The 24,146-nt window shown below is 72.0% G+C and carries 21 protein-coding genes; 15 read left to right on the plus strand and 6 right to left on the minus strand.

Annotated features, from left to right (window positions below; translation table 11 throughout):
* Positions 1-48 precede the first annotated feature (48 nt).
* Positions 49-597, minus strand: a complete 549-nt coding sequence (locus ABT158_RS11150) for a TetR/AcrR family transcriptional regulator (protein ID WP_352352610.1) — start codon at positions 595-597, stop codon at positions 49-51.
* A gap of 97 nt (positions 598-694) precedes the next feature.
* Between ABT158_RS11150 and ABT158_RS11155 the strand changes: the two genes are divergently transcribed.
* The 9 genes from ABT158_RS11155 (at position 695) to ABT158_RS11195 (ending at position 10,970) form a co-directional block, all read left to right on the plus strand.
* Complete coding sequence (locus tag ABT158_RS11155; RefSeq protein WP_352352611.1) at positions 695-1,192, plus strand: nuclear transport factor 2 family protein; 498 nt, start codon at positions 695-697, stop codon at positions 1,190-1,192.
* 10 nt (positions 1,193-1,202) lie between these two features.
* Positions 1,203-2,426: a Tm-1-like ATP-binding domain-containing protein gene (locus ABT158_RS11160; RefSeq protein ID WP_352352612.1), complete on the plus strand. Its 1,224-nt coding sequence runs from the start codon at positions 1,203-1,205 to the stop codon at positions 2,424-2,426.
* On the plus strand, positions 2,426-3,241 hold the full coding sequence (locus ABT158_RS11165; protein WP_352352613.1) for a phosphoenolpyruvate hydrolase family protein: 816 nt from the start codon (positions 2,426-2,428) through the stop codon (positions 3,239-3,241). The genes ABT158_RS11160 and ABT158_RS11165 overlap by 1 nt, the downstream gene beginning before the upstream one ends.
* A 16-nt stretch (positions 3,242-3,257) precedes the next feature.
* A complete protein-coding gene (locus tag ABT158_RS11170; protein ID WP_352352614.1) occupies positions 3,258-3,671 on the plus strand; it encodes a cupin domain-containing protein in 414 nt (137 codons plus the stop codon).
* Positions 3,672-3,852: 181 nt separating this feature from the next.
* Positions 3,853-4,356 carry a hypothetical protein gene (locus ABT158_RS11175; protein ID WP_352352615.1) on the plus strand — a complete coding sequence of 168 codons (504 nt, stop codon included), beginning with the start codon at positions 3,853-3,855 and terminating at the stop codon, positions 4,354-4,356.
* Complete coding sequence (locus ABT158_RS11180; protein WP_352352616.1) at positions 4,356-5,795, plus strand: hypothetical protein; 1,440 nt, start codon at positions 4,356-4,358, stop codon at positions 5,793-5,795. Before ABT158_RS11175 ends, ABT158_RS11180 begins: the two co-directional genes overlap by 1 nt.
* Positions 5,792-7,093, plus strand: coding sequence for a VWA domain-containing protein (locus ABT158_RS11185; protein WP_352352617.1), 1,302 nt, complete (start codon positions 5,792-5,794; stop codon positions 7,091-7,093). Before ABT158_RS11180 ends, ABT158_RS11185 begins: the two co-directional genes overlap by 4 nt.
* Positions 7,094-7,107: 14 nt before the next feature.
* Positions 7,108-8,220 (plus strand): ATP-binding protein, encoded by a 1,113-nt coding sequence (locus tag ABT158_RS11190; protein WP_352352618.1) that lies wholly within the window; start codon positions 7,108-7,110, stop codon positions 8,218-8,220.
* Positions 8,217-10,970: a DUF5682 family protein gene (locus ABT158_RS11195; protein WP_352352619.1), complete on the plus strand. Its 2,754-nt coding sequence runs from the start codon at positions 8,217-8,219 to the stop codon at positions 10,968-10,970. Before ABT158_RS11190 ends, ABT158_RS11195 begins: the two co-directional genes overlap by 4 nt.
* A gap of 191 nt (positions 10,971-11,161) precedes the next feature.
* On the opposite strand, the gene ABT158_RS11200 is transcribed toward ABT158_RS11195, so the two are convergent.
* The 4 genes from ABT158_RS11200 to ABT158_RS11215 all read right to left on the minus strand — a co-directional run bounded on the left by ABT158_RS11200 (position 11,162) and on the right by ABT158_RS11215 (position 16,357).
* Complete coding sequence (locus ABT158_RS11200; RefSeq protein WP_352352620.1) at positions 11,162-12,421, minus strand: lamin tail domain-containing protein; 1,260 nt, start codon at positions 12,419-12,421, stop codon at positions 11,162-11,164.
* A gap of 125 nt (positions 12,422-12,546) precedes the next feature.
* The gene (gene hpaE, locus ABT158_RS11205) at positions 12,547-14,013 is read right to left on the minus strand and encodes a 5-carboxymethyl-2-hydroxymuconate semialdehyde dehydrogenase (RefSeq protein WP_352352621.1); all 1,467 of its coding nucleotides are present in this window, start codon (positions 14,011-14,013) and stop codon (positions 12,547-12,549) included.
* A complete protein-coding gene (gene dapA / locus ABT158_RS11210) occupies positions 14,013-14,924 on the minus strand; it encodes a 4-hydroxy-tetrahydrodipicolinate synthase (protein WP_352352622.1) in 912 nt (303 codons plus the stop codon). Before dapA ends, hpaE begins: the two co-directional genes overlap by 1 nt.
* A gap of 20 nt (positions 14,925-14,944) precedes the next feature.
* A complete protein-coding gene (locus ABT158_RS11215) occupies positions 14,945-16,357 on the minus strand; it encodes a fumarylacetoacetate hydrolase family protein (RefSeq protein WP_352352623.1) in 1,413 nt (470 codons plus the stop codon).
* 161 nt (positions 16,358-16,518) lie between these two features.
* On the opposite strand from ABT158_RS11215, the gene hpaD reads away from it, so the two are divergent.
* The 4 genes from hpaD (at position 16,519) to ABT158_RS11235 (ending at position 19,470) form a co-directional block, all read left to right on the plus strand.
* On the plus strand, positions 16,519-17,379 hold the full coding sequence (gene hpaD, locus ABT158_RS11220; RefSeq protein WP_352352624.1) for a 3,4-dihydroxyphenylacetate 2,3-dioxygenase: 861 nt from the start codon (positions 16,519-16,521) through the stop codon (positions 17,377-17,379).
* Positions 17,380-17,393: 14 nt separating this feature from the next.
* Positions 17,394-18,149, plus strand: coding sequence for an alpha/beta fold hydrolase (locus tag ABT158_RS11225; protein WP_352352625.1), 756 nt, complete (start codon positions 17,394-17,396; stop codon positions 18,147-18,149).
* Entirely contained in the window at positions 18,146-18,811 is a 666-nt protein-coding gene (locus tag ABT158_RS11230; protein ID WP_352352626.1) for a GntR family transcriptional regulator, read from the plus strand. Before ABT158_RS11225 ends, ABT158_RS11230 begins: the two co-directional genes overlap by 4 nt.
* Positions 18,812-18,882: 71 nt before the next feature.
* Positions 18,883-19,470 carry a TetR/AcrR family transcriptional regulator gene (locus tag ABT158_RS11235; RefSeq protein WP_352352627.1) on the plus strand — a complete coding sequence of 196 codons (588 nt, stop codon included), beginning with the start codon at positions 18,883-18,885 and terminating at the stop codon, positions 19,468-19,470.
* A gap of 72 nt (positions 19,471-19,542) precedes the next feature.
* Here ABT158_RS11235 and ABT158_RS11240 read toward each other — a convergent pair whose 3' ends face one another.
* Positions 19,543-20,532 (minus strand): methyltransferase, encoded by a 990-nt coding sequence (locus ABT158_RS11240; protein WP_352352628.1) that lies wholly within the window; start codon positions 20,530-20,532, stop codon positions 19,543-19,545.
* Between the two features lie 214 nt (positions 20,533-20,746).
* On the opposite strand from ABT158_RS11240, the gene ABT158_RS11245 reads away from it, so the two are divergent.
* Together ABT158_RS11245 and ABT158_RS11250 are read left to right on the plus strand one after the other, a co-directional pair.
* Positions 20,747-22,483: a dipeptide ABC transporter ATP-binding protein gene (locus tag ABT158_RS11245; RefSeq protein WP_352352629.1), complete on the plus strand. Its 1,737-nt coding sequence runs from the start codon at positions 20,747-20,749 to the stop codon at positions 22,481-22,483.
* A gap of 57 nt (positions 22,484-22,540) precedes the next feature.
* Positions 22,541-24,145, plus strand: a complete 1,605-nt coding sequence (locus ABT158_RS11250; RefSeq protein WP_352352630.1) for an ABC transporter substrate-binding protein — start codon at positions 22,541-22,543, stop codon at positions 24,143-24,145.
* The last annotated feature ends 1 nt before the right edge of the window (position 24,146 follow it).

Here is a 24,146-nt window from a genome sequence, read left to right on the forward strand (position 1 = left end):
TTCCGAGCCAAGAGCGCATTCCCTGCGGGGAGTGCGCTCTTTCGCGTTTCAGGGCCGCCGGTGCCGGTGGACCAGGGCCGCCGCGGCCTGCCCGGCCGAGCGGGCCGCGCCCGGCTCCTCGGAGATCATCGCGGTGACCGTGGCGCCGTCGATCAGGGTGAGCAGCTGCTCGGCGAGCAGGCCGGGGTCCCCGGCGCCCGCCTCCTCGGCGAGCGAGCGCAGGTAGGCGCGCAGGCGCTCCTTGTGCTCGCGCACCGCCGTACGGACGGCGGCCGAACCGGCGCCCAGCTCGGCGAAGGCGTTGGCGAACCCGCAGCCGCGGAAGTCGTCCTCGGCGAACCAGCGTTCCAGCCACGCGAAGACCGCCGGGATGCGGTCGCCGGCGTCGGCCACGTACGCGGTGAGCGAGGCCATCCAGCGTTCGTCGCGCCGCCGCAGATAGGCCACGACCAGCGCCTCCTTCGACGGGAAACACTGGTAGAGGCGTTTCAGCGAGACGCCGGAGGCGGCCCGGATCTCGTCCATGCCGACCGCCTGCACGCCGCGGCGGTAGAACAGGTCGCCCGCGGCGTCCAGCAGCCGCTGCTCGTGATCCATGACACCCCTCCAGGTGCTTGCCGCGGAGAACGATCGTTCTCTACGCTAGCGCACAACCCGGGAGAACGACCGTTCTCTCGATCGGAGAGGACAGCCCATGACCCGCCCGCCCGTCCCGCCGTTCACCGATGAGACCGCCCGGATCAAGGTCCAGGCCGCCGAGGACGCCTGGAACACCCGCGACCCCGACCGCGTCGCGCTCGCGTACACCGAGGACTCCGTGTGGCGCAACCGCGGCGAGTTCGTCACCGGCCGCGCCGAGATCGCGGAGTTCCTGCGCCGCAAGTGGGCCCGCGAGCTGGACTACGCCCTGCGCAAGGAGCTGTGGGCGGTCACCGGCGACCGCATCGCCGTCCGCTTCCAGTACGAGTCCCGCGACGCCGCCGGCCAGTGGTGGCGCAGCTACGGCAACGAGCAGTGGGAGTTCGACGCCTCCGGACTGATGCGCCGCCGGGAGGCCAGCATCAACGACGTCGCCATCGCCGAGGAGGAACGCCGCATCTTCGGCTCCCGCCCGCCGTCCGAGCACGGCGTGGACGTCCTCGGCATCCGCCACGCCGAGATCGCCGGGGTAAGGTCGGAAGGCCGATCGTAGGAGGTCTGACATGGCGGTCTTGCTGCTGGGCACCCTCGACACCAAGGGGGAGGAGTACGCCCTCGTCCGCGAGCTGATCATCCGGGCCGGCCAGGGCGTCGTCCTCATGGACACCGGCGTCATGGGCGCCCCCGCGCTGGCCGCCGACGTCCCCGCCGAGGCCGTCGCGCGGGCCGCGGGCACCGGCCTCGACCGGCTCAGGAGCGCCGGCGACCGCGGCGCCGCGCTCGCGGCCATGGCGGCCGGGGCCACCGCCCTGGCCAAGGACCTGCACGCCCGCGGCGAGCTGAGCGGCGTGCTCGCGCTCGGCGGCAGCGGCGGCTCCTCCATCGCCGCCGCCGTCATGCGGGCGCTGCCCGTCGGCCTGCCCAAGCTGCTCGTCTCGACCATGGTCAGCGGCGACGTCTCGGCCTACGTCGGGGAGACCGACGTGACGCTCATGTACAGCGTCGTCGACGTCGCGGGCGTCAACTCCGTCTCCCGCCGCATCCTGACCAACGCCGCCGCCGCGATCAGCGCGATGGCCGCCTCCTACGACGCCGGCGCCGAGCCGTCCGGGGAGGACAAACCGCTGGTCGCGGCCACGATGTTCGGCGTCACCACGCCCGCCGTCGACGCCGCGCGGGCCCGGCTGGAGTCCCTGGGCTACGAGGTGCTGGTCTTCCACGCCACCGGCTCGGGCGGCCGGGCCATGGAGGCGCTGGCGGCCGGCGGCCACTTCGCCGGGGTCCTCGACCTGACCACCACCGAGCTGGCCGACGAGCTCGTCGGCGGCGTGCTGTCGGCCGGCCCCGACCGCCTGACCGCCGCCGGGCGGGCCGGCATCCCGCAGGTCGTCAGCCTGGGCGCGGTCGACATGGTCAACTTCGGGCCGATGGAGACCGTGCCGGAACGGTTCAGGTCACGGCAGCTCCTGGTGCACAACCCGACGGTGACGCTCATGCGCACCACTCCGGCCGAGAACGCCGAGATCGGGCGGGCGATCGGCGAGCGGCTGGCCCGCGCGTCCGGGCCGGTCACGCTGTTCGTGCCGCGCGGCGGCGTCTCGGCCGTCGACGTCGAGGGCGGCCCGTTCCACGACCCGGCGGCCGACGCGGCCTGCTTCGACGCCGTGCTCGCGGCCGTCGCCGGCAGCGCCGTCGAGGTCGTGCAGAGCGACCAGGACATCAACAACGCGCAGTTCGCCGTGGCGGCCGCCGACCGGCTGCACCGGCTGATCGAGAAGGGGGCTTGATGCGTCGCGACGAGGCACTACGGAGGTTGCGCGCCGAACGGGAGGCCGGCCGGCTGATCATCGGCGGCGGCGCGGGCACCGGGCTGTCGGCCAAGTCCGCCGAGGCGGGCGGGGTCGATCTGCTCATCATCTACAACTCCGGGCGGTTCCGGATGGCCGGTCGCGGCTCGCTCGCCGGCCTGATGCCGTACGGCGACGCCAACGCGATCGTCGTGGAGATGGCGGGGGAGGTGCTGCCGGTCGTCAAGGACACGCCGGTGCTGGCCGGGGTGTGCGGGACCGACCCGTTCCGGCTGATGCCGCGCTTCCTCGACGAGCTGAAGGACATGGGCTTCACCGGCGTCCAGAACTTCCCGACGGTCGGCCTGATCGACGGTGTCTTCCGGGCGAACCTGGAGGAGACCGGCATGGGCTTCGACCTGGAGGTGGAGATGATCAGGCTGGCCGCCGAGCGCGACCTGCTCACCGCCCCCTACGTGTTCACCCCCGAGCAGGCCACGGCCATGGCGCGGGCGGGCGCCGACATCCTCGTCCCGCACATGGGCCTGACCACCAAGGGCAGCATCGGTGCCGTCACCGCGATCAGCCTCGACGAGGCGGCCGTGCGCGTCCAGGAGATGCGCGACGCCGCCGTCGCCGTCAACCCCGACGTCATCGTGCTGTGCCACGGCGGTCCCATCGCCGAGCCCGACGACGTGCGCCACATCCAGCAGCGCACGGTCGGCGTCGCCGGGTTCTTCGGCGCGTCCTCGATGGAACGCCTGCCCGCCGAGCGGGCCATCGCCGAACAGGTCCGCGCCTTCAAGCAGCTCTGACCGGGAGGAACCCGCCATGCACCGACCACCGGACGCCCTGCCCACGATGATCTTCGACTGGGGGGCCATCAAATGGCACGTGACGCCCGACGCCGTGCCGGGCGCGTCCTCCACGTTCGGCGAGGTCATCATCAACCCGAACAAGGGCCACGAACGCCACCTGCACCCCGACTCCGACGAGGTCCTCTACGTCATCGAGGGCGAGGGGCGGCAGACCGTCGGCGACGACCCGGAGTTCCCGGTCAGGGCCGGTGAGGCGATCTACATCCCGAAGGGCACGCTGCACTCCACCTTCAACACCGGCTGGCGGCCGTTGCGGATCATCGCGACGTACACGCCGGGCGGGGCCGAGCTGGCGCTGCGCGAGCTGCCCGGCTTCGTGGAGCTGGGCCCCGGCGACCACCCGAACTGGGCGGCCGCCACCTCCTGAGCGGCGCAGGCCGTGCGCGGGGTGCGAGCCCGCGCACGGCCTTCCGCGTGCTCGACCTCCATGTGAATGATCGTTCACGTCCGGTCTGTCGGTGGCCTCCGGTAGATTTCCGGGTCTGTTGATCAAGCCCATCGGAGTTGGCTGTCGGCGCGAGCATGCCGTCAGACTGGAGGTCGAGACCTTGGACGCGGACGAAACCGCGTGGGAGCAGCGCAGCGTCGTGCGGGTGGTGCCGCCGGTCCAGCCGCGCAAGCTGGCGAAGGTGCCCTTCGTCGAGCTGGCTGACGGCAGGTTGCAGGGGGTCGTGTCGAGCGGGTCCGACATCGAGCGGGTCTACGTCTCCTCGATCGCCGCCGGCACCCACGACCTGAGCTGCAGCACCAACAACAACCGCCCGTGCGGCGCGCTGCACGGCTACGCGTGCAAGCACATCCGCCTGCTGGCCGACGAGGCCGTGCTCCAGTACGGCCTCGACCGGGTGGCCCGCTACCTGCGCGTCGAGGTGCCCGAGGGCGGCCACCTGATGAGCGCCCTGAACGGCACCCCCCAGCGCACCCCGGCGGCCGTGGTGTTCAGCCGGTTCCTGCGCCACCTGGCCTACCTGGAGGTGCCCGACAGCACCGAGCCGCTGGCCGAGCTCCACTGGTTCCCGGCGACGGGGCCCGAGACGGGAAGGGTGGGCTGATGCTCGACGTACAGCTCGGGGAGCTGGCCGGCGACGGGCCGGCCGGGGTCGCGGAGGCGCTCGCGCTCGTCACGGGGTTCGACGGCGCGCTCGGGCACGGGTTCGCCAGGGTCGCCGAGGAGCCCGCCGCGGCGCTGGCCGCGCTGGCCGGCGCGCTCGCGGGCTCCCCGCTCGGCGACCGGCTGGGCGAGGCGGTGGAGAAGGTGACCGCGGGGTCGGTCGCCGACGAGCACCTGGCCGCGCTGGCCGGCGGGCGGGCCGCGCTGTTCGGCGCGGTGCACGACGCCCTGCTCGCCCGCCTCGACCAGGCTCTGGGCCGCAGCCGCGCCCCCTGGCCGCCGGCCGCCGCCACGGACGCCACAACAGGGGCGGCGTCCGTTGGCGGCGGGCCGGGCACCGGGGCGGCGTCCGGCAGCGTGCCGGAGAACCTGCTGGCCGGGTGCCGGGTCTGGTTGCGGGAGCTGGCGATCACCGGCTGGCGGGGCGTCGACGACGACCTCGTCTCCGGCGCCGACCAGGCGATCGAGGCGCTGCTCGGGGTGCCCGAGCTGCGCGGGCTCGCCGTGCTGCTCGACGGGCTGGCGGCCGAGCTGCGGGCCTCCTCCCCGGTGGCGACGATGGACCGGCTGCCGCTCAGGCGGTGGGCCGACCTGTGGACGCGCGGGCTGCTGCTCGCCCAGTCCGGGCCGTGGCACGGCGTGCCCGAGCCGGTGTCGGGGCGGCTGCTGATCCTCGGCGCCGACGTGCACGAGCACGCCACGGTCGTCCGGGTGCAGGTGCACGGCGTCCTGGAGGAGGCCGGCGGCCAGACCCGGCTGGTGCGCACGAGCGTCGCGGCGGCCAAGGTCGACACCATCGTGGGGCCGTCGGTGTGGCGGCTGTTCGGCGGGCGGCCCGTGCTCATGGGCGCGCTGGCCGACCACCGGTCCGTGGAGATCGACGGCATGCCGCTGCTGCCCGGCGGCGACCTGCTGTGGCACGACGACCGCGCCCGCACCGGCGCCGAGGCCGACCCGTTCACCACCGCTCGGGTGCGGCTCGCGGGCGCGCTGGCCCCGGCCACGCCGCCGCTCGACCGCCACCCCGTGCGCATCGCCGAGCCGGTGCTGGTCGAGGGGTACACGGTCGACGGGCACACCCTCGAACTGGGCGGCAACAAGCTCGACCTCGACCTCGACCGGCTCCCGGCGAGCTGCCCGCTCACGCCGGAGCTGGTGGCCGCGTCCTCGGCGTGCATCGGGCTGGTGCGCCGCGACGGCGGCAGGTGGCTGCTGCAGCCGCTCGCCGTCCAGGCCACGGTCAAGAAGAAGCCGGTCACCGTGCACAACGGCGACTGGGCGAACGGCCCGACCGACCTCAAGGTCGTCAAGGCCGAGGCCAAGGCCGGCGACGTGGTCGCCGTGCTGCGCGAACGGGCAGGACGGCTGCTGCGGAAATGACCGACTCGACCACGAGCGCCGACGAGACCCGGCGCCAAGTGCTGTACTGGCGGCTCATGTCACGGCTGTTCTCGGCCGACGAGCAGCCCGCGCTGGAGACGGCCAGCATGGGCATCGTCGGCGACCTGGAGCTGCCGCCCGCGCTGCTCGACCCCGGCGTCTCGGTGGACACGCTCGTCCAGCGTTTCCCCGAGCTGGGCGCCGAGCTCCAGGACCTGATGGCCGACAAGGAGCACGAGGAGGGCGGCGAGGTGCGCCGCGCAGCCCTGGTCTCCAAGCTGCTGCTCAACGTGTTCTCCACCGGCACGGGCGACGTCACGGCGGGCGACCTGGCCCGCTGGAAGCAGGACGCCGCCTGGTTCGAGAAGGGCATGGGCTGCGAGCCCGGCGGCCTGCGGACCGGGCCGGGCAACGACGAGCTGGCCGCCGTCCTCGCCATGATCGAGGGCGATCTGGTCAAGCGCATGCGGCTGCGCGAGGTGCTGGCCGACCCGGCTCTGGCCAGGCAGCTCACGCCCAGCATGTCGCTCATCGAGCAGCTGCTGCGCGACAAGTCCAACCTGTCCGGCGTCGCCCTCGCCAACGCCAAGGCGCTCATCCGCAGGTTCGTCGACGAGGTCGCCGAGGTGCTGCGCACGCAGGTGGAGAAGACCAGCGTGGGCGTCATCGACCGGTCGGTGCCGCCGAAGCGGGTCTTCCGCAACCTCGACATCGAGCGCACGATCTGGAAGAACCTCACCAACTGGAGCCCTGAAGACCAGCGGCTCTACGTCGACCGGCTCTACTACCGGCAGACGGCCCGCCGCACCACGCCGGCCCGGCTCATCGTGGTCGTCGACCAGTCGGGCTCGATGGTCGACGCGATGGTCAACTGCACCATCCTGGCCTCGATCTTCGCCGGCCTGCCCAAGGTCGACGTGCACCTCGTCGCGTACGACACCCGCGCGCTCGACCTGACGCCGTGGGTGCACGACCCGTTCGAGGTGCTGCTGCGCACGACGCTCGGCGGCGGCACCGACGGCACGGCCGCGATGGCCCTGGCCAGGCCGAAGATCGCCGATCCGCGCAACACCGTGATGGTGTGGATCTCCGACTTCTACGACAACCGCTCGCTGATCAACGACTTCGGGTCGATCCACCGCTCGGGGGTCAAGTTCATCCCCGTCGGCTCGGTCAACAGCTCCGGCCACCAGAGCGTCGACCCGTGGTACCGCCAGAAACTCAAGGACCTGGGCACCCCCGTGCTCTCCGGCCATGTCCGCAAGCTCGTCTTCGAGCTCAAGAACTTCCTCACCTAGGAGAACCCCCGACCATGAGTGACATGCTGCGCGCCCCCGCAGAGGTGAAGTACGCCGACGAGCTCGACTGGCTGGAGTCGGTCGACGACGGCCCCAAGCCGTTCTCGTGGCGGCTCAGCCCGCGCATGATCCGCATCTTCATCCTCGGCTCCGAGCGCTCCGACGGGCTCGACCGCGAGATCCCGCAGAAATGGTTCGGCGACCGCAGCTTCGTCGAGCGCAGCATCGTGACGCTGGCCTCCGACCGCGGCCTGCTGCTGATCGGCGACCCGGGTACGGGCAAGAGCTGGCTGGCCGAGCTGCTGTCCGCGGCCATCTGCCGCAACTCCACGCTGGTCGTGCAGGGCACCGCGGGCACCACCGAAGACCACATCAAATACTCATGGAACGTCTCGATGGTCATCGCCAAGGGCCAGTCGCGCGAGTCGATGATCCCCTCGCCGATCATGAACGCCATGGAGCAGGGCGTGATCGGCCGCTTCGAGGAGCTGACCCGCTCGACCAGCGACGTCCAGGACGCGCTGATCTCCATCCTGTCGGAGAAGTACGTCTCCATCCCCGAGCTCGACGACGACAACATCGTCTTCGCCCAGCCCGGCTTCTCCATCATCGCCACCGCCAACAGCCGCGACCGGGGCGTCAACGACCTGTCCTCCGCGCTCAAGCGCCGCTTCAACTTCGTCCGCATCCCGGTGGTGACGAACAAGAAGAGCGAGGCGGAGATCGTCCGGTTCCGTACCGAGGAGCTGCTGCGCCGGCACCAGATCGAGCTCGACCTGCCGCCCACGCTGCTGGACATCCTGCTGCAGAGCTTCGCCGACCTGCGGGCCGCGGCCGCCTCGGCGACCAGCGACGACGAGAAGCTGGAGTCCGCGCTGTCCACGGCCGAGCAGATCGGCGTGCTGGAGGACGCCATCCTGCACAGCCACTTCTTCGGCGACCGCACGCTGCGCCCCGAGACGCTGGCCGGCTCGCTGGTCGGCTCGCTGGCCCGGCGCAGCCCGGAAGACCTGGCCATCCTCAACAAGTACTGGCACGGTGTGGTCGAGCCGCGCAGCAAGAAGGACGGCGGCCCGTGGCAGGACTTCCTCGAGGGCGGCCGCCAGGCCATCTCCACCCTGTCATGAGCCTCTTCCAACCGCTGAAGGATCAGCTCAGCGAGGCCGCCTCGGCCTTCGCGGGCGACGGCGCGGTGTCGTCCATCCTCACCGGCATCGTCGAGGACGTCGACCGGGCGCTGCGCGAGGAGCTGGAGATCTTCCCGGTCTGCCACCACTCGCCGGCCTCGGCGCTGGCCATGGTGCGCCGCCTGCGGGAGAAGCAGCCCAAGGTCATCTACCTGGAGCTCTGCGAAGACCTGGCGCCGCTGCTGACCGAGCTGCGCAACTGCCGGCTCCCGGTGGCGCTCCAGGCGTTCGCGACCGACCTCGACGGCTTCCCCAAGGGCTCGGGGCCGCTGAGCGTGGTGGCCCCGATCACCGAGGCGTCGGCCGAGTACCAGGCCATCTCGTACGCGCTGGAGACCCCGGGCGTCGAGCTGGTGCTGGTCGACCGCTCGGCCGACCACGTCTTCCAGTGGCTGCCGCGCGAACGGGAGCAGCCGGCGAAACCGGGGGAGGAGGCCGGCCTGCACGGCGACGCCGTCGGCGTGGAGATCGGCGACCTGCGCCCCCGCTTCGCCGAGCTGGAGGAGCACCTGCTGCACCACGGCAAGGTCCGCCACTGGTCGGAGTGGTGGGACCAGTACGTCGAGCAGCCGCTCTCCGGCGCAGACTACGACACCTACCGCCAGGTCATGGTCCTCATCGGCAGCCTGTTCCGCCGGTTGCGCCCCGACGACGACCGGCTGGCCGGCGACGAGGAGCGCGAGCGCTACATGTGGACCAGGATGCGCGAGCACCTGTCCGCCTCGGGCGCCGACCCGGCCGACTGCCTCTACGTCTGCGGCGCCTTCCACGCCGCCAGCCGCGTCGAGCAGTTCGGCCTGGCCGCCACGGCCCCGTACGAGATCGGCCCCCGCACCGCGACCCGCTGGCTGTACGGGCTGATCCCCTCCAGCCACTCGGCCATCGAGGCGCAGTTCGGCCTGGCCTCGGGGTCGGTGTCGATCGCCGCCGCCACCTGGGCCAAGGCGGTGACGCGGAGCAAGCTGACCCCGTTCCAGCTCAGCGGGCAGAAGGGGGCCAGGAAACGGCCGGCCAAGCTGCCCGCGCCCGCCGCGCCGGCGCAGGTCGCCGACCGGCTGACCGGGTTCCTGTCCAGGCCGCCCACGCTCGACGCGCTCGACGAGGCCGAGCTGCTGGGCTGGAGCGTCGACATCGTCCGGCTGGCCCGGCGCAACGGCTACCTCGCCAGCACCGCCGACGCCATCGCGGTGTTCGAGACGTCGATCCTGTTGGCCGGCATGCGCAACCGGGCCAGGCCCACGCCGTACGACTTCCAGGACGCGGCGGTCACCTGCATCGAGAAGGACGTCGTGCCGGGCCGGCGCGACGTGCGGCGGCTGTGCGAGATCCTGCTCGGCGGCGACCGCATCGGCTCGGTCGGCTACGACGCGCTGCCGCCGCTGGCCCAGAACGTCTACGACCGGCTGCGGCCGCTCGGCGTCGACTTCGACAAGCGCACGATCCAGCGGGCGCTGCTCGACCTGCACTCCGACCCGGAGCTGCGGCCCTGCTCCGACCTGCTGTGGATGTTGCGCTTCCTGCTGCCCGCCGACGCGGCCCGGCCGATCATGGGCGAGCGCAAGCTCGGCGAGCGGGCCATCCAGGAGAGCTGGGACCTCGCGCTCGGCCGCAACCAGCGGGCCATCATCGAGCTCGGCTACGAGGGCGTCACCATCGAGCAGGTGGTCGAACAGCGGCTGCGGCGCGCGGTCTGGGAGCCCGACGCCACCGCCGCCGTGGCCCTGGCCGCCGTCGAGGACGCCATCCTCTACCTGGGCGGCGGGCGCGTCGCCGACGAGCTGGGCGCGCGGGCGGTGGAGCTGCTGGCCGGCGAGCGCGGCGTCGACGACGCGCCCGACGTGCTGCGCCGCATCCGCCGTCTGCTGGCCTACTACCGCACCGCCGAGCCCACGCTGCCGGCGTGGTGCGAGGCGTTCGTGACCGAGGGGTACGCCCACTACTGCACCCTGCTCCCGACCGCGTTCGTCGAGGACGACACCGGGGTGCGGCAGGTGTCGGCGATGCTCGGCTTCCTGTTCACGATGGAGGGGCTGGCGCTGGCGCTCGGGTGCGACCGGGCGCAGCTGGAGATCGCGGTGCGGCAGTCGCATCCGGAGGCGCCGGCCAAGGTGGCGCTGCTGTGGGCCGCCCAGCACCTCCTGGGGCTGCTGCCGCTGGCCGAGCTGCGGTCGCGGTGCGACGAACTGCTCGGCAACCCGCTGGTCATCCCGTCGTTCCCGCAGTACATCACCGGGTTCGTGCAGGCGATGGAGCCGGCTCCGGCGCTGTCCGGGTTCGTGGTGGAGGTGATCTCCAAGGCGTTCGGACGGCTGCCCGACCAGGTGCTGCTGCCGTGGCTGCCGAAGCTGATCACGACGCTGCGCGACCAGGCGGGCGAGCTGATGCCGGTCCTCGTCCGGGAGGCCGGGCGCACGTTCCCCGGCAGCCTGACGGCGGTCGACGCCTGGACACCGCCGTGGGCCCGGACGGCGGCGGCCGCGCCGAAGGCGGCTCCGGCGGTCGCGTCCGGGCCGGTCGCCGAGCTGCTGGCCGGGCATCCGGCGGCGTGCGACGCGGTGGCGGAGCTGCTGGGCTGCGAGGGCGGCTGGCACCAGCCCGCCTCCGCGACCGGGCCAGGGAACCGCGAGGTCGAAACCCTCCTCACCGCCCACCCCGCCACGGCCACCGCCTTGGCAACCCTCCTCACCTGACGGCTTCTCGCCCCGAGCGCCGGAACGCCGGTACTCGGGGCGGGCGTCCGTAGCCGCCGTCTTGGCGCCTCTTCTCGCCTGACGGTCCCTCGCCCTGAGTGCCGGAACGCCGGTGCTCGGGGCGGGGTCTTCCCAGCCGCTGTCTTGGCGACCGTTCTCACCTGACCGCGCCCGCCCTGAGCGCGGGACGGTCAGCGGCCGAAGCAGATGGTGTGGCCGGGGTGGACGTGGTCGGGCTTGTAGGCGGCCTGGTCGATCGTGACGCCCTCGGGGGACACGAGCAGGATGGTCTCGCCCTGGTTGCGGAGCTGTACCCGGCCGTCGAGCACGACCTGCAGCACGCCCCCGCCCGCGAGCACCCCGGTCAGCTCCATGCGCCCGCCCGCCGAGTCCGCCAGCCCCCACCCGCCGAGGTCCACGGACCGGCCGGTGACGTTGAGAAGGGTGACCGTCTCGTGCCCCCGGTCGGCCCCCACCGGGTCGGGCAGCGCGGCCACGATCAGCACGTCCCCGGTGGACGGCGGGCGCGCCACGACGGGCGCGCCGGGCGGCGCCGGGTCGGGGCTGATGACGAAGTCCTCGGGCCAGGCCGTGAGCTGGATCTGGCTGCCCGAGGCCCGGATCACGTCGTGCAGGTTGCCGTGTTCGAGCCGGTCCAGCAGGAACACCGCGTCGTCCCGGTTGACGGGGTCGGCCCGGAGCCAGGCGTCGAAGCCGTCGAGGTTCGCCGCCCCGGTCGCCAGGTAGGGCACCAGCCGGCGGAACAGCTTCGGCCACATGACGAGCCCGGTGAGCGCCTCCAGCGAGGCGACCTCGGCGGGCCCGTCGGGGTCGGCGGCCGAGCGCGGCCAGATGCCGGTGGGCGCCGCCGCCGTCCTGGCCGCACGCGACACGCCGGCCAGGTGCGTGCGCAGCGTCGCGGGCAGCGTGGCGTAGAAGGCCGGGTACGTCAGCCCGGCGGCCAGCAGCCTGGCGTTCGCGGACGTGTCCACCAGCGCCTCGTCGAGGAACACGGCCTGCCCGTCGGGCCCGGGGTGCTCGCCGGTGAACACGAAGCCGATCAGCCGGCCGTTGGCGTCGATGCCGTTGCTGAGGACGTGCCCGCGCAGCTCGTCCTGGTCGGCCGACTGGACCTTGTTGGGCAGGTCGTCGAAGAAGCGCACGTTCGTGAAGCCGAGCAGGCGCAGCAGCTCGTCGCGGGCGGCGTTCGCGCCGGTCAGCTCCTGGTGGGTGTCCTGGAAGTGGGTCTCCAGGGCGTCGATGGCCTCCAGTCGGACGGAGATGCCGCGCGCGCCGAGCTCCGGCGGCCGTCCGGACGGCCGGGCCAGCCCTTCGACCAGCGCGGGCGTGTCCGGCCTGAACTTGATCGTGTCGCCGTCGGGCTCGGGGCCCTGCCGGGGAAGGTCCGGGTAACGGATCACGAAGCTGCCGCGCAGAAGTGTGTAGCTCATCGGGTTCCCCCCAAAGACGGCCATCACCGCCCAATCGGCCACCGGGAGCGTAACTCCGCGCACTTCTCGGCGTCCACGTCCCACGCCGGGCCGAGGGGGGGCGGCCCGGCGCGGGACGTGCCGGCTCAGGCGGCGCCGAACCGGGGGATCGGCAGGTCCTCGGTGGCCAGGTGCACGATGTGCGACTCGGTGTAGACGTCGATGCTGTGCCGGCCGCCCTCCCGGCCCACGCCGCTGGCCTTGACTCCGCCGAACGGCGTGCGCAGGTCGCGCACGTTCTGGGAGTTGACCCAGACCATGCCCGCCTCGATCGACTGGGCCAGCCGGTGCGTCCGGCGCAGGTCGTTGGTCCACAGGTACGCCGCCAGGCCGTACCGGGTCGCGTTGGCCAGCTCCACCGCCTCCGTCTCGGTGGAGAAGGGCGTCACGCAGACGACCGGTCCGAAGATCTCCTCCTGGAAGATCCGCATGTGCGGGGCCACGTCGGCGAACACCGTCGCGGCCAGGAAGTTGCCCGCCGTCAGGTGCTCGGGCCGGGAGCCGCCGGCGACCAGGCGGGCGCCCTCGCGCGAGCCGAGCTCGACGTACTCCATGACCCGCTCGTAGTGCTCGGGGTGGATGAGCGCGCCCAGCTCGGTGGCGGGGTCGCCGGGCGCGCCGACGCGTACCCGCGCGGCCCGCTCGGCCAGCCTGGCCACGAACTCCTCGTACACGGTGTCCTGGACGAGGATCCGCGAGCTGGCCGTGCAGCGCTCGCCGTTCAGCGAGAACACGCCGAAGACGGCCGCGTCGAGCGCCCGCTCCAGGTCGGCGTCGGCGAAGACGAGCAGCGGCGACTTGCCGCCCAGCTCCATCGACAACGTCTTCAGCGACGACGCGGCGTTGCGCATGATGGTCTGCCCGGTGCCGCTCTCGCCGGTGAAGGAGATCACCGGCACGTCGGGGTGGGCCACCAGCGCCGCGCCCGCGTCCTCGCCGATGCCGTGGACCAGGTTGAACACGCCCTCGGGCAGCCCCGCCTCCTCCATGATCTCCGGCAGCAGGCTCGCCGACGCCGGTGACCACTCGGCCGGCTTGAGCACCACCGGGCAGCCGGCCGCCAGCGCCGGAGCCAGCTTCCAGGTCTCCAGCATGAACGGCGTGTTCCACGGCGTGATCAGCCCGGCCACGCCGACCGGCTTGCGCACGACGTAGTTGAGCTGCGCGGAGCCGACGCGGTAGACGTCCTCGCCCATGGTGGTGATCACGTCGGCGAAGAAGCGGAAGTTTTGCGCGGCGCGGCGGGCCTGGCCGCGGGCCTGGGTGATCGGCAGGCCGGTGTCCCGGCACTCCAGCGCGGCGATCTCGTCGTCCCTGGACTCGATGGCCGCCGCGACCGCGCGCAGCGTCCCGGCCCGCTGCTCGGCGGGCATCGTGCTCCACGGGCCGTCGGTGAACGCCTTCTGGGCGGCGGCGACGGCCGCGTCCACGTCGGCCGCGCCGCCCGCGGCCACCTCCAGGTACGGCTCGTTCGTGGTCGGGTCGAGCGCGGTGAAGGTCGCACCGGACTGGCTCGGGACGTGCCGGCCGCCGATGTAGTGCTCCAGTTTCATCAGGCGACTCCCTCGCTCTGTGCCAGTAGTTCGTTGATCCGGGCGATGCCGGGCTCGGTGGGGGTGATCAGGGGGGCTCGTACGTGGCCGGAGGCGATCAGGCCGCGCTGTTCCAGGACCCACTTGGCGGGGGCCGGGTTCGTCTCCACGAACAGCAGCTCGACCAGCGGGTGCAGCGAGTAGTGCAGTTCCAGCGCGGTCGCGTGGTCGCCGGCGGTGTACGCCTCGTACATGCGGGCCACGGTCTTCGGCGCGAGGTTGGCCGCCGCGCTGACGAAGCCGACGCCGCCGATGGCCAGCAGCGGCAGGCAGAGCAGTTCGATGCCGGACCACATGAGGAAGTCGCGCCCGCACAGGTTGAGCACGTGCGAGAAGTGCTCGAAGTCCTTGGTGGTCTCCTTGACGCCGACGATGTTGTCGTGGTCGCGGCGCAGCCTGGCCACGGTCGCGGGGGCGATGTCGACGGCGGTGCGCGAGGGCACGTTGTAGATCACGATCGGCAGCGCGGGGAACTCGGCGGCGACCGTGGCGTACCAGCGGTAGAGGGCTTCCTGGGTGGGACGGGCGTAGTAGGGCGTGATGACCAGGGCGGCGTCGGCGCCCAGGCGCTCGGCCTCGGCGGTCAGCCGCAGCGTCTCGTCGAGCTTGGCCGAGCCGGTGCCGGGCAGGAACGGCACCCGGTCGGCGGTCTCCTCGGCCACCACGGCCATCGCCGCGACGCGCTCCTCGACGGACTGGGCGCCGGGCTCGCCGGTGGACCCGCCGGTCGAGATGCCGTGCGAGCCCTGGTCGAGCTGCCAGCGCACCAGCGAGCGCAACGAGTCGAGGTCCAGCGACCCGTCGGCGGCGAACGGCGTCACCACGGGGGCGATGGATCCGCGGATGGTCGACGGATCCGAGCGGAACTTCATGGATTCTCCTTCTTGGGGGGTCAGCGCTGCTGCTCGTACGCCTCGCGCCAGGCGCCCTTCAGCGGGTAGAGGCCGTCGATCGAGGCTCCCTCGGAGACGCGATCGAGGATGAAACGCTCCTCGTCCTCCTGCCGGGCGGCGTCCCCGGCGACCTCGGCGACCAGCGCGGGCGGGATGACGACGACCCCTTCCGCGTCGCCCACCAGCACGTCGCCGGGGCACACCAGCACGCCGCCGCAGTCCACCGGCACCTGCGAGTCCATCGGGACGTGCCGGCGGCCGAGCACGGCGGCGTGCGCGGCGCCGTAGTAGGAGGGCAGGTCGAGCGAGGCGAAGGAGGGGCTGTCGCGCAGCCCGCCGTCGGTGACGACGCCGGCCGCGCCGCGGCGCAGGGCGCGCATGGCCAGGATGTCGCCCAGCGTGCCCGCGCCGTGCTCGCCGCGGGCGGAGATGACCAGCACCTCGCCCGGCTGGAGCTCCTCGACGGTGCGCTTCTGGGCGTTCATGCCGCCGCCGCGCTCGGCGAAGACGTCCTCGCGCAGCGGCAGGTAGCGCAGGGTGCGCGCGACGCCGACCATGCGCAGGTCGGGACGGGCGGGGCGGACGCCCTCGATGAAGTGGTGGTCGATGCCGCGCGCGCGGAGCTGGGAGGAGAGCGTCGCGGTGGAGACCGAGCGCAGCGCGGCGACGACCTCCGGGGTCAGCGGGCCCGGGTCAAGGGCGGGGGCGGGGTGGGCGGCGCCGTACGCGGCGGCCCTGGTCACCTCGGTGACCTGGGGCTGGACGCCGTACGCCGCGGGTGGCTCGTGGCCGGCGACGACCTCGTTGCGCAGCCGGGCCGTGCCCTCCAGCTCGACCTCCACCACGTCGCCGGGCCGGACGACGGTCGAGCCCGCCGGGGTGCCGGCCAGGATCAGGTCGCCGGGCTCCAGCGTCATGTACCGGGACAGGTCGGCGACGAGCAGGTCGAAGCCGAACAGCAGCTCGTCGGTGCACGCCTCCTGGGCGAGTTCGCCGTTGACGTACGTGCGCAGCCACAACCGTCCGGGATCGACGCCGGTGAGCAGTTCGGAGCCGACCGGCGTGAACCCGTCCTGGCCCTTGGCCCGCAGGTTGGAGCCGAGGTCGGCGTGCTTGAAGTCGTAGACGCCGAAGTCGTTGGCCGCCACGTACCCGGCCACGTGCTCCAGCGCGCGCCCGGGGGGGACGCGATGGGCCCGGCTGCCGATGAGGATGCCGATCTCGCCCTCGAACGCCAGCAGCTCGCATCCCTCGGGACGCACGACGGGCCGTCCGGACCAGGACAGGGACGTCGGCGGCTTGAGGAAGTAGGAGGGGACGGCAGGGACGCGACCGCGCTCGGCGGCGCGGCTGCGGTAGTTCAGATGGACCGCGACGATCTTCCCTGGTGACAGGCCGAGAGGGTGTCCCACCTCGTCTCCTTCCAAATCATATACGACATCATTTATGTTATGGCATGTGGAACAATATCGACATACCCCCTCAGATGCCTACATGATGCTCATCACGTCATCAGTGGAGAGGAGAGTGCGGATGATGGTTCAGACCGCCCAAGCAGGCCGGGAGTGGCGTGATGGGTGAGATCGTGCTGGCCGCCAAGATCACGCACGTGCCGTCGATCTGGCTGTCGATCCAGCCCGGCAGACACTTCGGCATCCGCCGGCCCGCGGAGCTCGCCCTCACCGAGGTCGGCAGGCGGGCCCGCGAGCGCGGCGCGGACACGTTCCTGGTCGCCGACACCCATTGGATGAACAGCATCGGCTTCCACCTCAACGGCAAACCGCGCCACCAGGCCACGTACGTCAGCCATGAGTTGCCGCACTTCATCCACGACCTCGCCTACGACTACGCGGGCGATCCCGAGCTGGCCGAGCTGATCCGCGAGGAGATCGTCGCGGGCGGCCAGAAGGCCCGCGTGCACACCTACCAGGACCTGGGCCTGGAGTACGCCACACTCGTGCCGATGTACTTCATGAACCAGGACTCCGGCATCCGGGTCCTGCCCATCGGCTGCAACATCTACTCGACCGTCGAGGAGAACCGGCGGATCGGCGAGGCGCTGCTGCGGGCCGTACGCCGCAGCGACAGGAAGGTGGCCTTCCTGGCCAGCGGGTCGCTCTCGCACGCCTTCCCGCCCAACGAGATCGCCGAGTCGCTGCTCGACGACGTGAGCAGCGAGCTGAACCGCAAGGTCGACCAGGCGGTGCTGGAGATGTGGGACGAAGGCCGCATCCCGGAGTTCCTCGACATGTTGCCGGACTACAACGAGCGGTGCACCGGCGAGGGGGCGATGGCCGACACCGCCATGCTGTTCGGGCTGCTGGGCTGGCGCGAGTACACCGGGCGCGGCGAGCAGCTGTGCCCCTACTTCGGCAGCAGCGGCACCGGCCAGGTGGTCGTCGACTTCCCCGTACCCGCCCACCACACGAGATGAAGGAGCCGGCGCACATGACGGCCGTACAGACGTTCACGCCCGACCGGCCCGCCGGGGCGCCGCCCGTGCTGCTGCTGCACGGGTTCGCCTCCAGCGGGCGGCAGGACTGGGTGGAGACCGGGATCGCGGCGGAGCTGGCCGCGGCCGGGCGCGTGGTCGTCGTGCCCGACCTGCCCGGTCACGGCGGGAGCCCGGTCCCGGACGGGCCGGCGGGCGCGCCCGGGATCGCGGCGGCGCTGCTCGCCCTGATCGGCGACGGGCCGCTCGACGTGGTGGGGTACTCGCTTGGCGCCCGGCTCGCCTGGGAACTGCCGGAGCTGGCCCCCGACCGGGTGCGCGCGGTCGTGCTGGGCGGGCTCAGCCCGTTCGAGCCGTTCGCCGCCCTGGACGTGGCGGCGCTGCGCTCGGCCGTCGCGGGCGGCGAGCCGGGCGACCCGATGACCGGCATGGTCGCGGCGATGATCGCGGGCGCCTCCGGCGGCGACCCCGAACGGGCCGCCGGGCTGGTCCGGCTGGTCGAGGGCCTGCGCGGCACGCCGTTCGAGCCCAAGGGCTGGGCCGGGCGCACGCCGCCGGTGTTCGTGGCGGGCGCGCAGGACATGATGACCTCCGGCATCGAGAACGTCGTCGCGCTGGTCCCCGGCGCCCGGCTGATCACCGTCCCCGGCGACCACCGCGGCGCGCTGGCCGGGCCCGAGTTCCGTGCCGTCCTCGGCGAGGCGCTCCGGGCGGCGTCCGGCACCGGGCTCGACCCGGCGTCCGGCACGTGACCAGCACCGGAGGAGTCGCGTCGAAGGCGGAGCTCAGCTACGAGATCCTGCGTTCGCGCATCCTGGACGGCACCTACGGCCCCGGCTACCAGCTCGTCATGGACCGCCTCGCGCGGGAGATCGGCGTCAGCACGATCCCCCTGCGCGAGGCGCTGCGCCGCCTGCAGTCCGACGGGCTGGTGGAGGTCGTGCGCAACGTCGGCGCCCGCGTCGCGGTCTTCGACGCGGCGCAGGTGCGGCACACGCTGGAGGTGCTGGCCCGGCTGGAGGGGTACGCGACCGCCGTCGCGGCCCCGCGCATGGGCCCGGCGGACGTGGCGCGCTCCCGCGAGATCAACGCCCGGCTGTTCCAGGCGCTCGACTCCTTCGACCCCACCGCGTTCACCGCGCTCAACCGCGCCTTCCACTTCTCGGTCTACGAGCACTGCGACGACGACCACCTGAACTTCCTGCTGGAGGCCGAATGGACCAGGCTGGACCACATGCGGCGCTCGGTGTTCGGCTACCTGCCGGGCCGGGCCCGCCGTTCGGTCGAGGAGCACGAGCACCTGCTCGACCTCATCGCCGGGGGAGCCGACCCCGCCGAGATCGAACGGCTGGCCTGCGCGCACAAGACGAACACCGCCGGCGCCCTCTATGACGTCCGGGTCACCCACGGCTAACGATCGGGTCATACCCTCCCGGCATTTTGTCCTACACTGGTAGACGAAACGCCGTACGGAGGGGTGCCCGCATGCCCAAGATCATCGACCACGACCAGCGTCGCAGCGACATCATCGACGTCACGTGGGACCTGATCACGAAGGGGGGCATCGAGGCGGCCACCATGCGTGAGATCGCGAACGCGGCGGGCTTCGCCAACGGCGCGCTCAAGCACTACTTCCCCGGCAAGGAAGACATCATCGAGGCGACGTACGAGCGCGCCCTGGCCATCGTGACCAGCTACGTCAAGCTCGACGGCCGCCGCGGGCTGGGCGCGCTGCGCGAGATGTGCGAGGCCGCGATGCCGATCGACGAGGAGCGCATCACCGCCGGCCGGGTGCTGCTGATCTTCTGGCAGACCTCGCTGACCAACCCCAAGCTGTACGACAAGTACCTGGAGCACCTGCGGGCCTGGCGCGGCATGCTGCACCGGCTGATCGAGGAGGGCCGCGCCGACGGCGACATCCACACCTCGATCCCCGACGAGCAGCTCGTGGACGAGCTCGTGCTGCTCAACGCCGGGGCCAACGTGATGAGCCTGGTCGGCCCGCAGTTCTCCACGGTCGAGCTGCAGAAGCGGCATCTGGAGTCGTTCTTCGACCGCATCTCCCGGCCCTGACCCGCGCGTTCCGGCCCTGACCCGCGCGTTCCGGCCCGCGCCGCCACCCGGGCGGCGCGGGCCGCGTCGTGCTCAGACCGCTTCGGCCACGATGACGCGCGGGCTGCCCGGCAGGGCCAGCTTGTCCACCGGCTTCCAGGCGGCCTCGTCGAGCCAGGCGCGCACCTGTGACTCCTCGTAGACGACGGTCCCGTCGATCACCAGGTACTCCCCGGCGTGCAGCGCGTCGATGGCCCGCTGCTCGGCGTCGTCGTCGAGGAAGAAGTCGAGCAGCAGCAGCCGCGCCCCCGGCGCCGCCGCCGCGCGGGCGTTGCGCAGGATGGCCCGGTTCTGCTCGACGCCGAAGCGGTGGATGACGTGGTTGACCATGACCAGGTCGTACGGGCCGGCGGGCGTGGCCGTGTCGGTCGGGGCGCCGGTCACCTCGGCGCGATCGGCGAACCCGGCCTCGGCCACCTGCTGGGCGACGGCGTCGGCGAAGGTCGGGTCGTACACGAAGGAGGCCCGCAGCCCCGGGTTGGCGCGCAGGGCCTCGAAGGCGAAGGCGCTGGACAGGCCGCCCAGGTCCAGCAGGCTGCGGAAGCCGGCGAAGTCGAACGCGCCGCCCAGCATCCTGGCGTGCAGGCTGTTGTACGTCATCACCCCGGCCATGAACGTGCCCCACCGGTCGCCGGAGGTGTCCAGGACGCCCGGCTCGGTGGTGTCCACGGTCGTGTCGAACTGCAGCCAGTGGCCGTAGCTGATCTGGTTGAGGAACGTGAGGAACGGCCCGAGGTCGAGCTCGGACGACTTCTGCCCGGCCAGGTAGCCGGCCGCGTCGGCGCCGAGCGCGTACCGGCCGTCGGTCCTGGTCAGCAGGCCGAGCCCGGCCATGCTGTCGGCCAGGATGCGGGCCATGCGGGGGGTGACGCCGGTGGCCGCCGCGATTTCCCCGGCGCTGCGCTCGCCGTCCGCGAGCGCCTCGAACAGCCCGATGCGGCTGGCCGCGAAGAGCTGCTTGGCGCCCATGTAACCGGTGGCGATGGCGACGATCGGATCCGGCGTGGGGGAAGGCGTGGACATGGTCAAGGCCCTGCCCTTTCTGTATTGTCTACGAATGTAGACGTTCACCATAGACCCTCTGTCTACGAACGTGGAATAACCGTTGACAGTAGGGGGACCCTCTGTCAACCTTTGTAGAACTATCTGGCTCGAACATGGCTTTTCGGCAGCTCAGTGTGGGTTTGCGTGCCCCACTTCGAGCACGGGACCGGTGCCTGGAATGGAGCTCTCGCGCATGTCGCTGCTCAACCTGACGGATCTGACCATCGGCGTCACCCGGGAGGACGCCGAGCCCCAGGAACTCGTCCACCGGCTCACCCTCGACGTCGCCTCCGGGCAGACGCTCTGCGTGGTGGGGGAGTCGGGCAGCGGCAAGACCGTGACGGCGCTGTCGATCATCCGCCTGCTGGAGTTCGTGGCCCCGGCCTACACCGAGGGCGTGATCGAGGTCGGCGGCGTGGACGTCACGCGGCTGAGCGCCGAGGGCATGCGCGCCTACCGGGGCGCCCGGATCGGGATGATCTTCCAGGAGGCCCTGGACTCGCTCAACCCCGCCCAGCGCGTCGGCGTGCAGCTCATCGAGGGCTACCGGCCCGAGGGCGCGCTGCCCCGGCAGGCGCTGCGCCGGGGGAGCCGGCTGCGCCGCGAGGCCGAGGCCAAGGCCAGGAGCCTGCTCACCGAGGTCGGGCTGGCCGACACCGACCGGATCATGGCGCTGTATCCGCACCAGATGTCCGGCGGCATGCAGCAGCGCGTGATGATCGCCATGGCGCTGATGTCCGACCCCGACGTCCTCATCGCCGACGAGCCGACCACCGCCCTCGACGTGACCACGCAGGCCGAGATCCTGGCGCTGTTCCGTCGCGTGCAGCGTGAGCATCGGACCGCCTGCGTGTTCATCACCCATGACATGGGCGTCGCCGCCGAGATCGCCGACCGGATCGCCGTCATGTACCGGGGCAGGCTGGTGGAGGTCGGCGACAAGACGGACATCCTCCGCAAGCCTACGCATCCGTATACCAAGGCGCTGCTGGAATGCGTGCCGCAGCTCGGCGTCAGCCGCCGTACGGGATTCCCGACGATCTCGGAGACCAGGCTGCGGGCCGCCACCGAGACTGCCGCCGGGGACTCAGGCGGGACCGTGACCGAGACGCCGGCGCTCGGCGACGAGCCGGCGCCGGTGACCGGCACCCCGCCCCTGGTCGTCGAGAACGTCACCAAGGTCTACCGGACCGGCCGCCGGGCGAGCGTGCGCGCGGTCGGCGGCGTCTCGCTGGAGATCGCGCCCGGCGAGTTCTTCGGCCTGGTCGGCGAGTCCGGCTCGGGCAAGACGACGCTCGGCCGCATGGTCAGCGCCCTGGAACGGCCCACCTCGGGCAGCATCTCCTTCGGCGAGCACCGCATCACCGAAGCCGGGCTGCGCGGCGACGAGCGCGCCTTCCGCCGCGCCACCCAGCTGATCTTCCAGGACCCGCAGAGCTCGCTCGACCCCCGGCACACCGTGGCCCGCATCATCGCCGAGCCGCTGCGCGAGCTGACCCCGCTGCGCGGCGCGGACCTCGACCGGCGGGTGGCCGAGCTGATCGACGAGGTCGGCCTGCCCGCCGACTGCGCCCGCAAGCTGCCCTCGCAACTGTCCGGCGGCATGCGCCAGCGCGTGTCCATCGCGCGCGCGGTCGCCGCCGAGCCGAAGCTCATCGTCGCCGACGAGCCCACCTCCGCCCTCGACGTCTCCGTCCAGGGCCAGGTCATGAACCTCCTCCTGCAGCTGCGCCGCTCGCACGGCATCAGCTTCCTGTTCATCACGCACAACCTCAGCCTGGTGCTGTCGGTGGCCGACCGCGTCGGCGTGATGTACAAGGGCGACCTCGTCGAGGTCGGCGCCCCGGAAACCATCGCCTCCTCCTCCACCCACGAGTACACGCGCCGGCTCCTCGCCGCGAACCCCGACTTGTCGGCATACGTGGGATAGCCCCGGGCCGACCTTCTCCTTCTGTCCCCCCTTTTAGAGCAAGAGCGAGAACCCACCATGAACGTGCTCAAGAGCCTGAGGGCCGGGCTCGTCTCCGCCGCCGCGGCGAGCGCCCTGCTGCTCTCCGGCTGCGCGGGCGGCGCGACGTCGTCCTCCTCGTCCTCCTCCGCCGACGCCGGCACCCCCGTCCGCGGCGGCGACCTCGTGGTCGCGGTGCCGACCGACCCGCAGTCGCTGGACATGGTCGCCAACCCCGGCCAGGTCACCGCCCACATCGGCAACATGCTGTACGAGAAGCTCTTCGAGGTCGACAAGACCTTCGCGGCCAGGCCGATGCTGGTCGACACCTACAAGCGCAGCGACGACCGGCTCACCTACACCTTCGAGCTGCGCGCCGGTGTCACGTTCCAGGACGGCGCCCCGCTCACCGCCGCCGACGTGGTCGCCAGCCTGGAGCGCTGGCTGAAGAGCCACGTCACCGGCCAGCAGGTCGCCGCCGACGTCAAGAGCCTCAAGGCCACCGGCGACCGCACGGTCACGCTGGAGCTGAAGAAGCCGCGGTACCCGCTGATCGACGAGCTGGCCAGCCCCGGCGCGGAGATCTACGAGGCCAGGAACCTCAAGGACGTGCCGGCCACCGGCTTCGCCAAGGAGGGCGCGGTCGGCACCGGGCCGTACAAGCTGAAGAGCTGGGACATCGGGCAGCAGGTCGTGCTGGAGCGTTACGACGGCTACAAGTCGCGCGCCGAGGAGGACTGGGGCGGCCAGGCCGGCGCCAAGCACGCCTACCTCGACACGGTCACCTACAAGGTCGTCGCCGACCAGGACGCCGTGGTCAACGGCCTGCAGACCGGCCAGTGGGCGCACGCCATGCCGGGCGACGACCAGTACACCCCGCTGAAGAACAACCCCGCGGTGGTCGTGTCGAACCTGGCCGGGGCCAACCAGAACGTGCTGATCCCCAACTTCAACAAGGGCTCCAAGTTCTCCGACGTGCGCGCCCGGCAGGCGCTCAACCTGCTGATGGACAAGCCCGCGCTGAACGCCGCCACCGGCGGCGGCCCCGACCTCACCGTCGAGGTGGGCGCGCTGGTCTCGCAGGACAACAAGGGCCTGTACTCCACCGCCGGCGACGACGTCTACAAGCAGCACGACCCGAACCGGGCCAAGGAGCTGTTCGCGCAGGCCGGCGTCAACGCCGGTGACACCGTGCGGATCCTGACCTCCAGCAGCTACCCGCAGTTCAGCCAGTGGGCGGTGCTGCTGCAGGACCAGCTCTCCAAGATCGGCATCAAGACGAAGATCGACACCTACGATTTCCCGACGATGCTCGGCACGATCACCAAGGACCCCGGCGGCTGGGACGTCACCACCCTGTTCTTCAACGCCGCCCTCACCTCGCCCTCGCAGATGCCCGCGCTGACCCTCGGGGCGTTCAACGGCTCCGGCTCGCCCGAGCTGGCCAAGCTGATCGAGGACTACAACGCCGCGACCTCCCCCGAGACCGCCAGGACGCTGATGGACCAGCTCCAGGCGTTCGTGTGGCAGCAGTTCCCGGTCATCACGATCAGCCAGTCGAAGCTGTACGCCGCCTACTCGCCCAAGCTCAAGGGGTACGACACGTTCTACCGCGTGTTCTGGAACTCCTGGCTGCAGAAGTGAG

The sequence above is a fragment of the Nonomuraea sp. NPDC001636 genome, from assembly GCF_040298265.1.
GTDB lineage: Bacteria > Actinomycetota > Actinomycetes > Streptosporangiales > Streptosporangiaceae > Nonomuraea.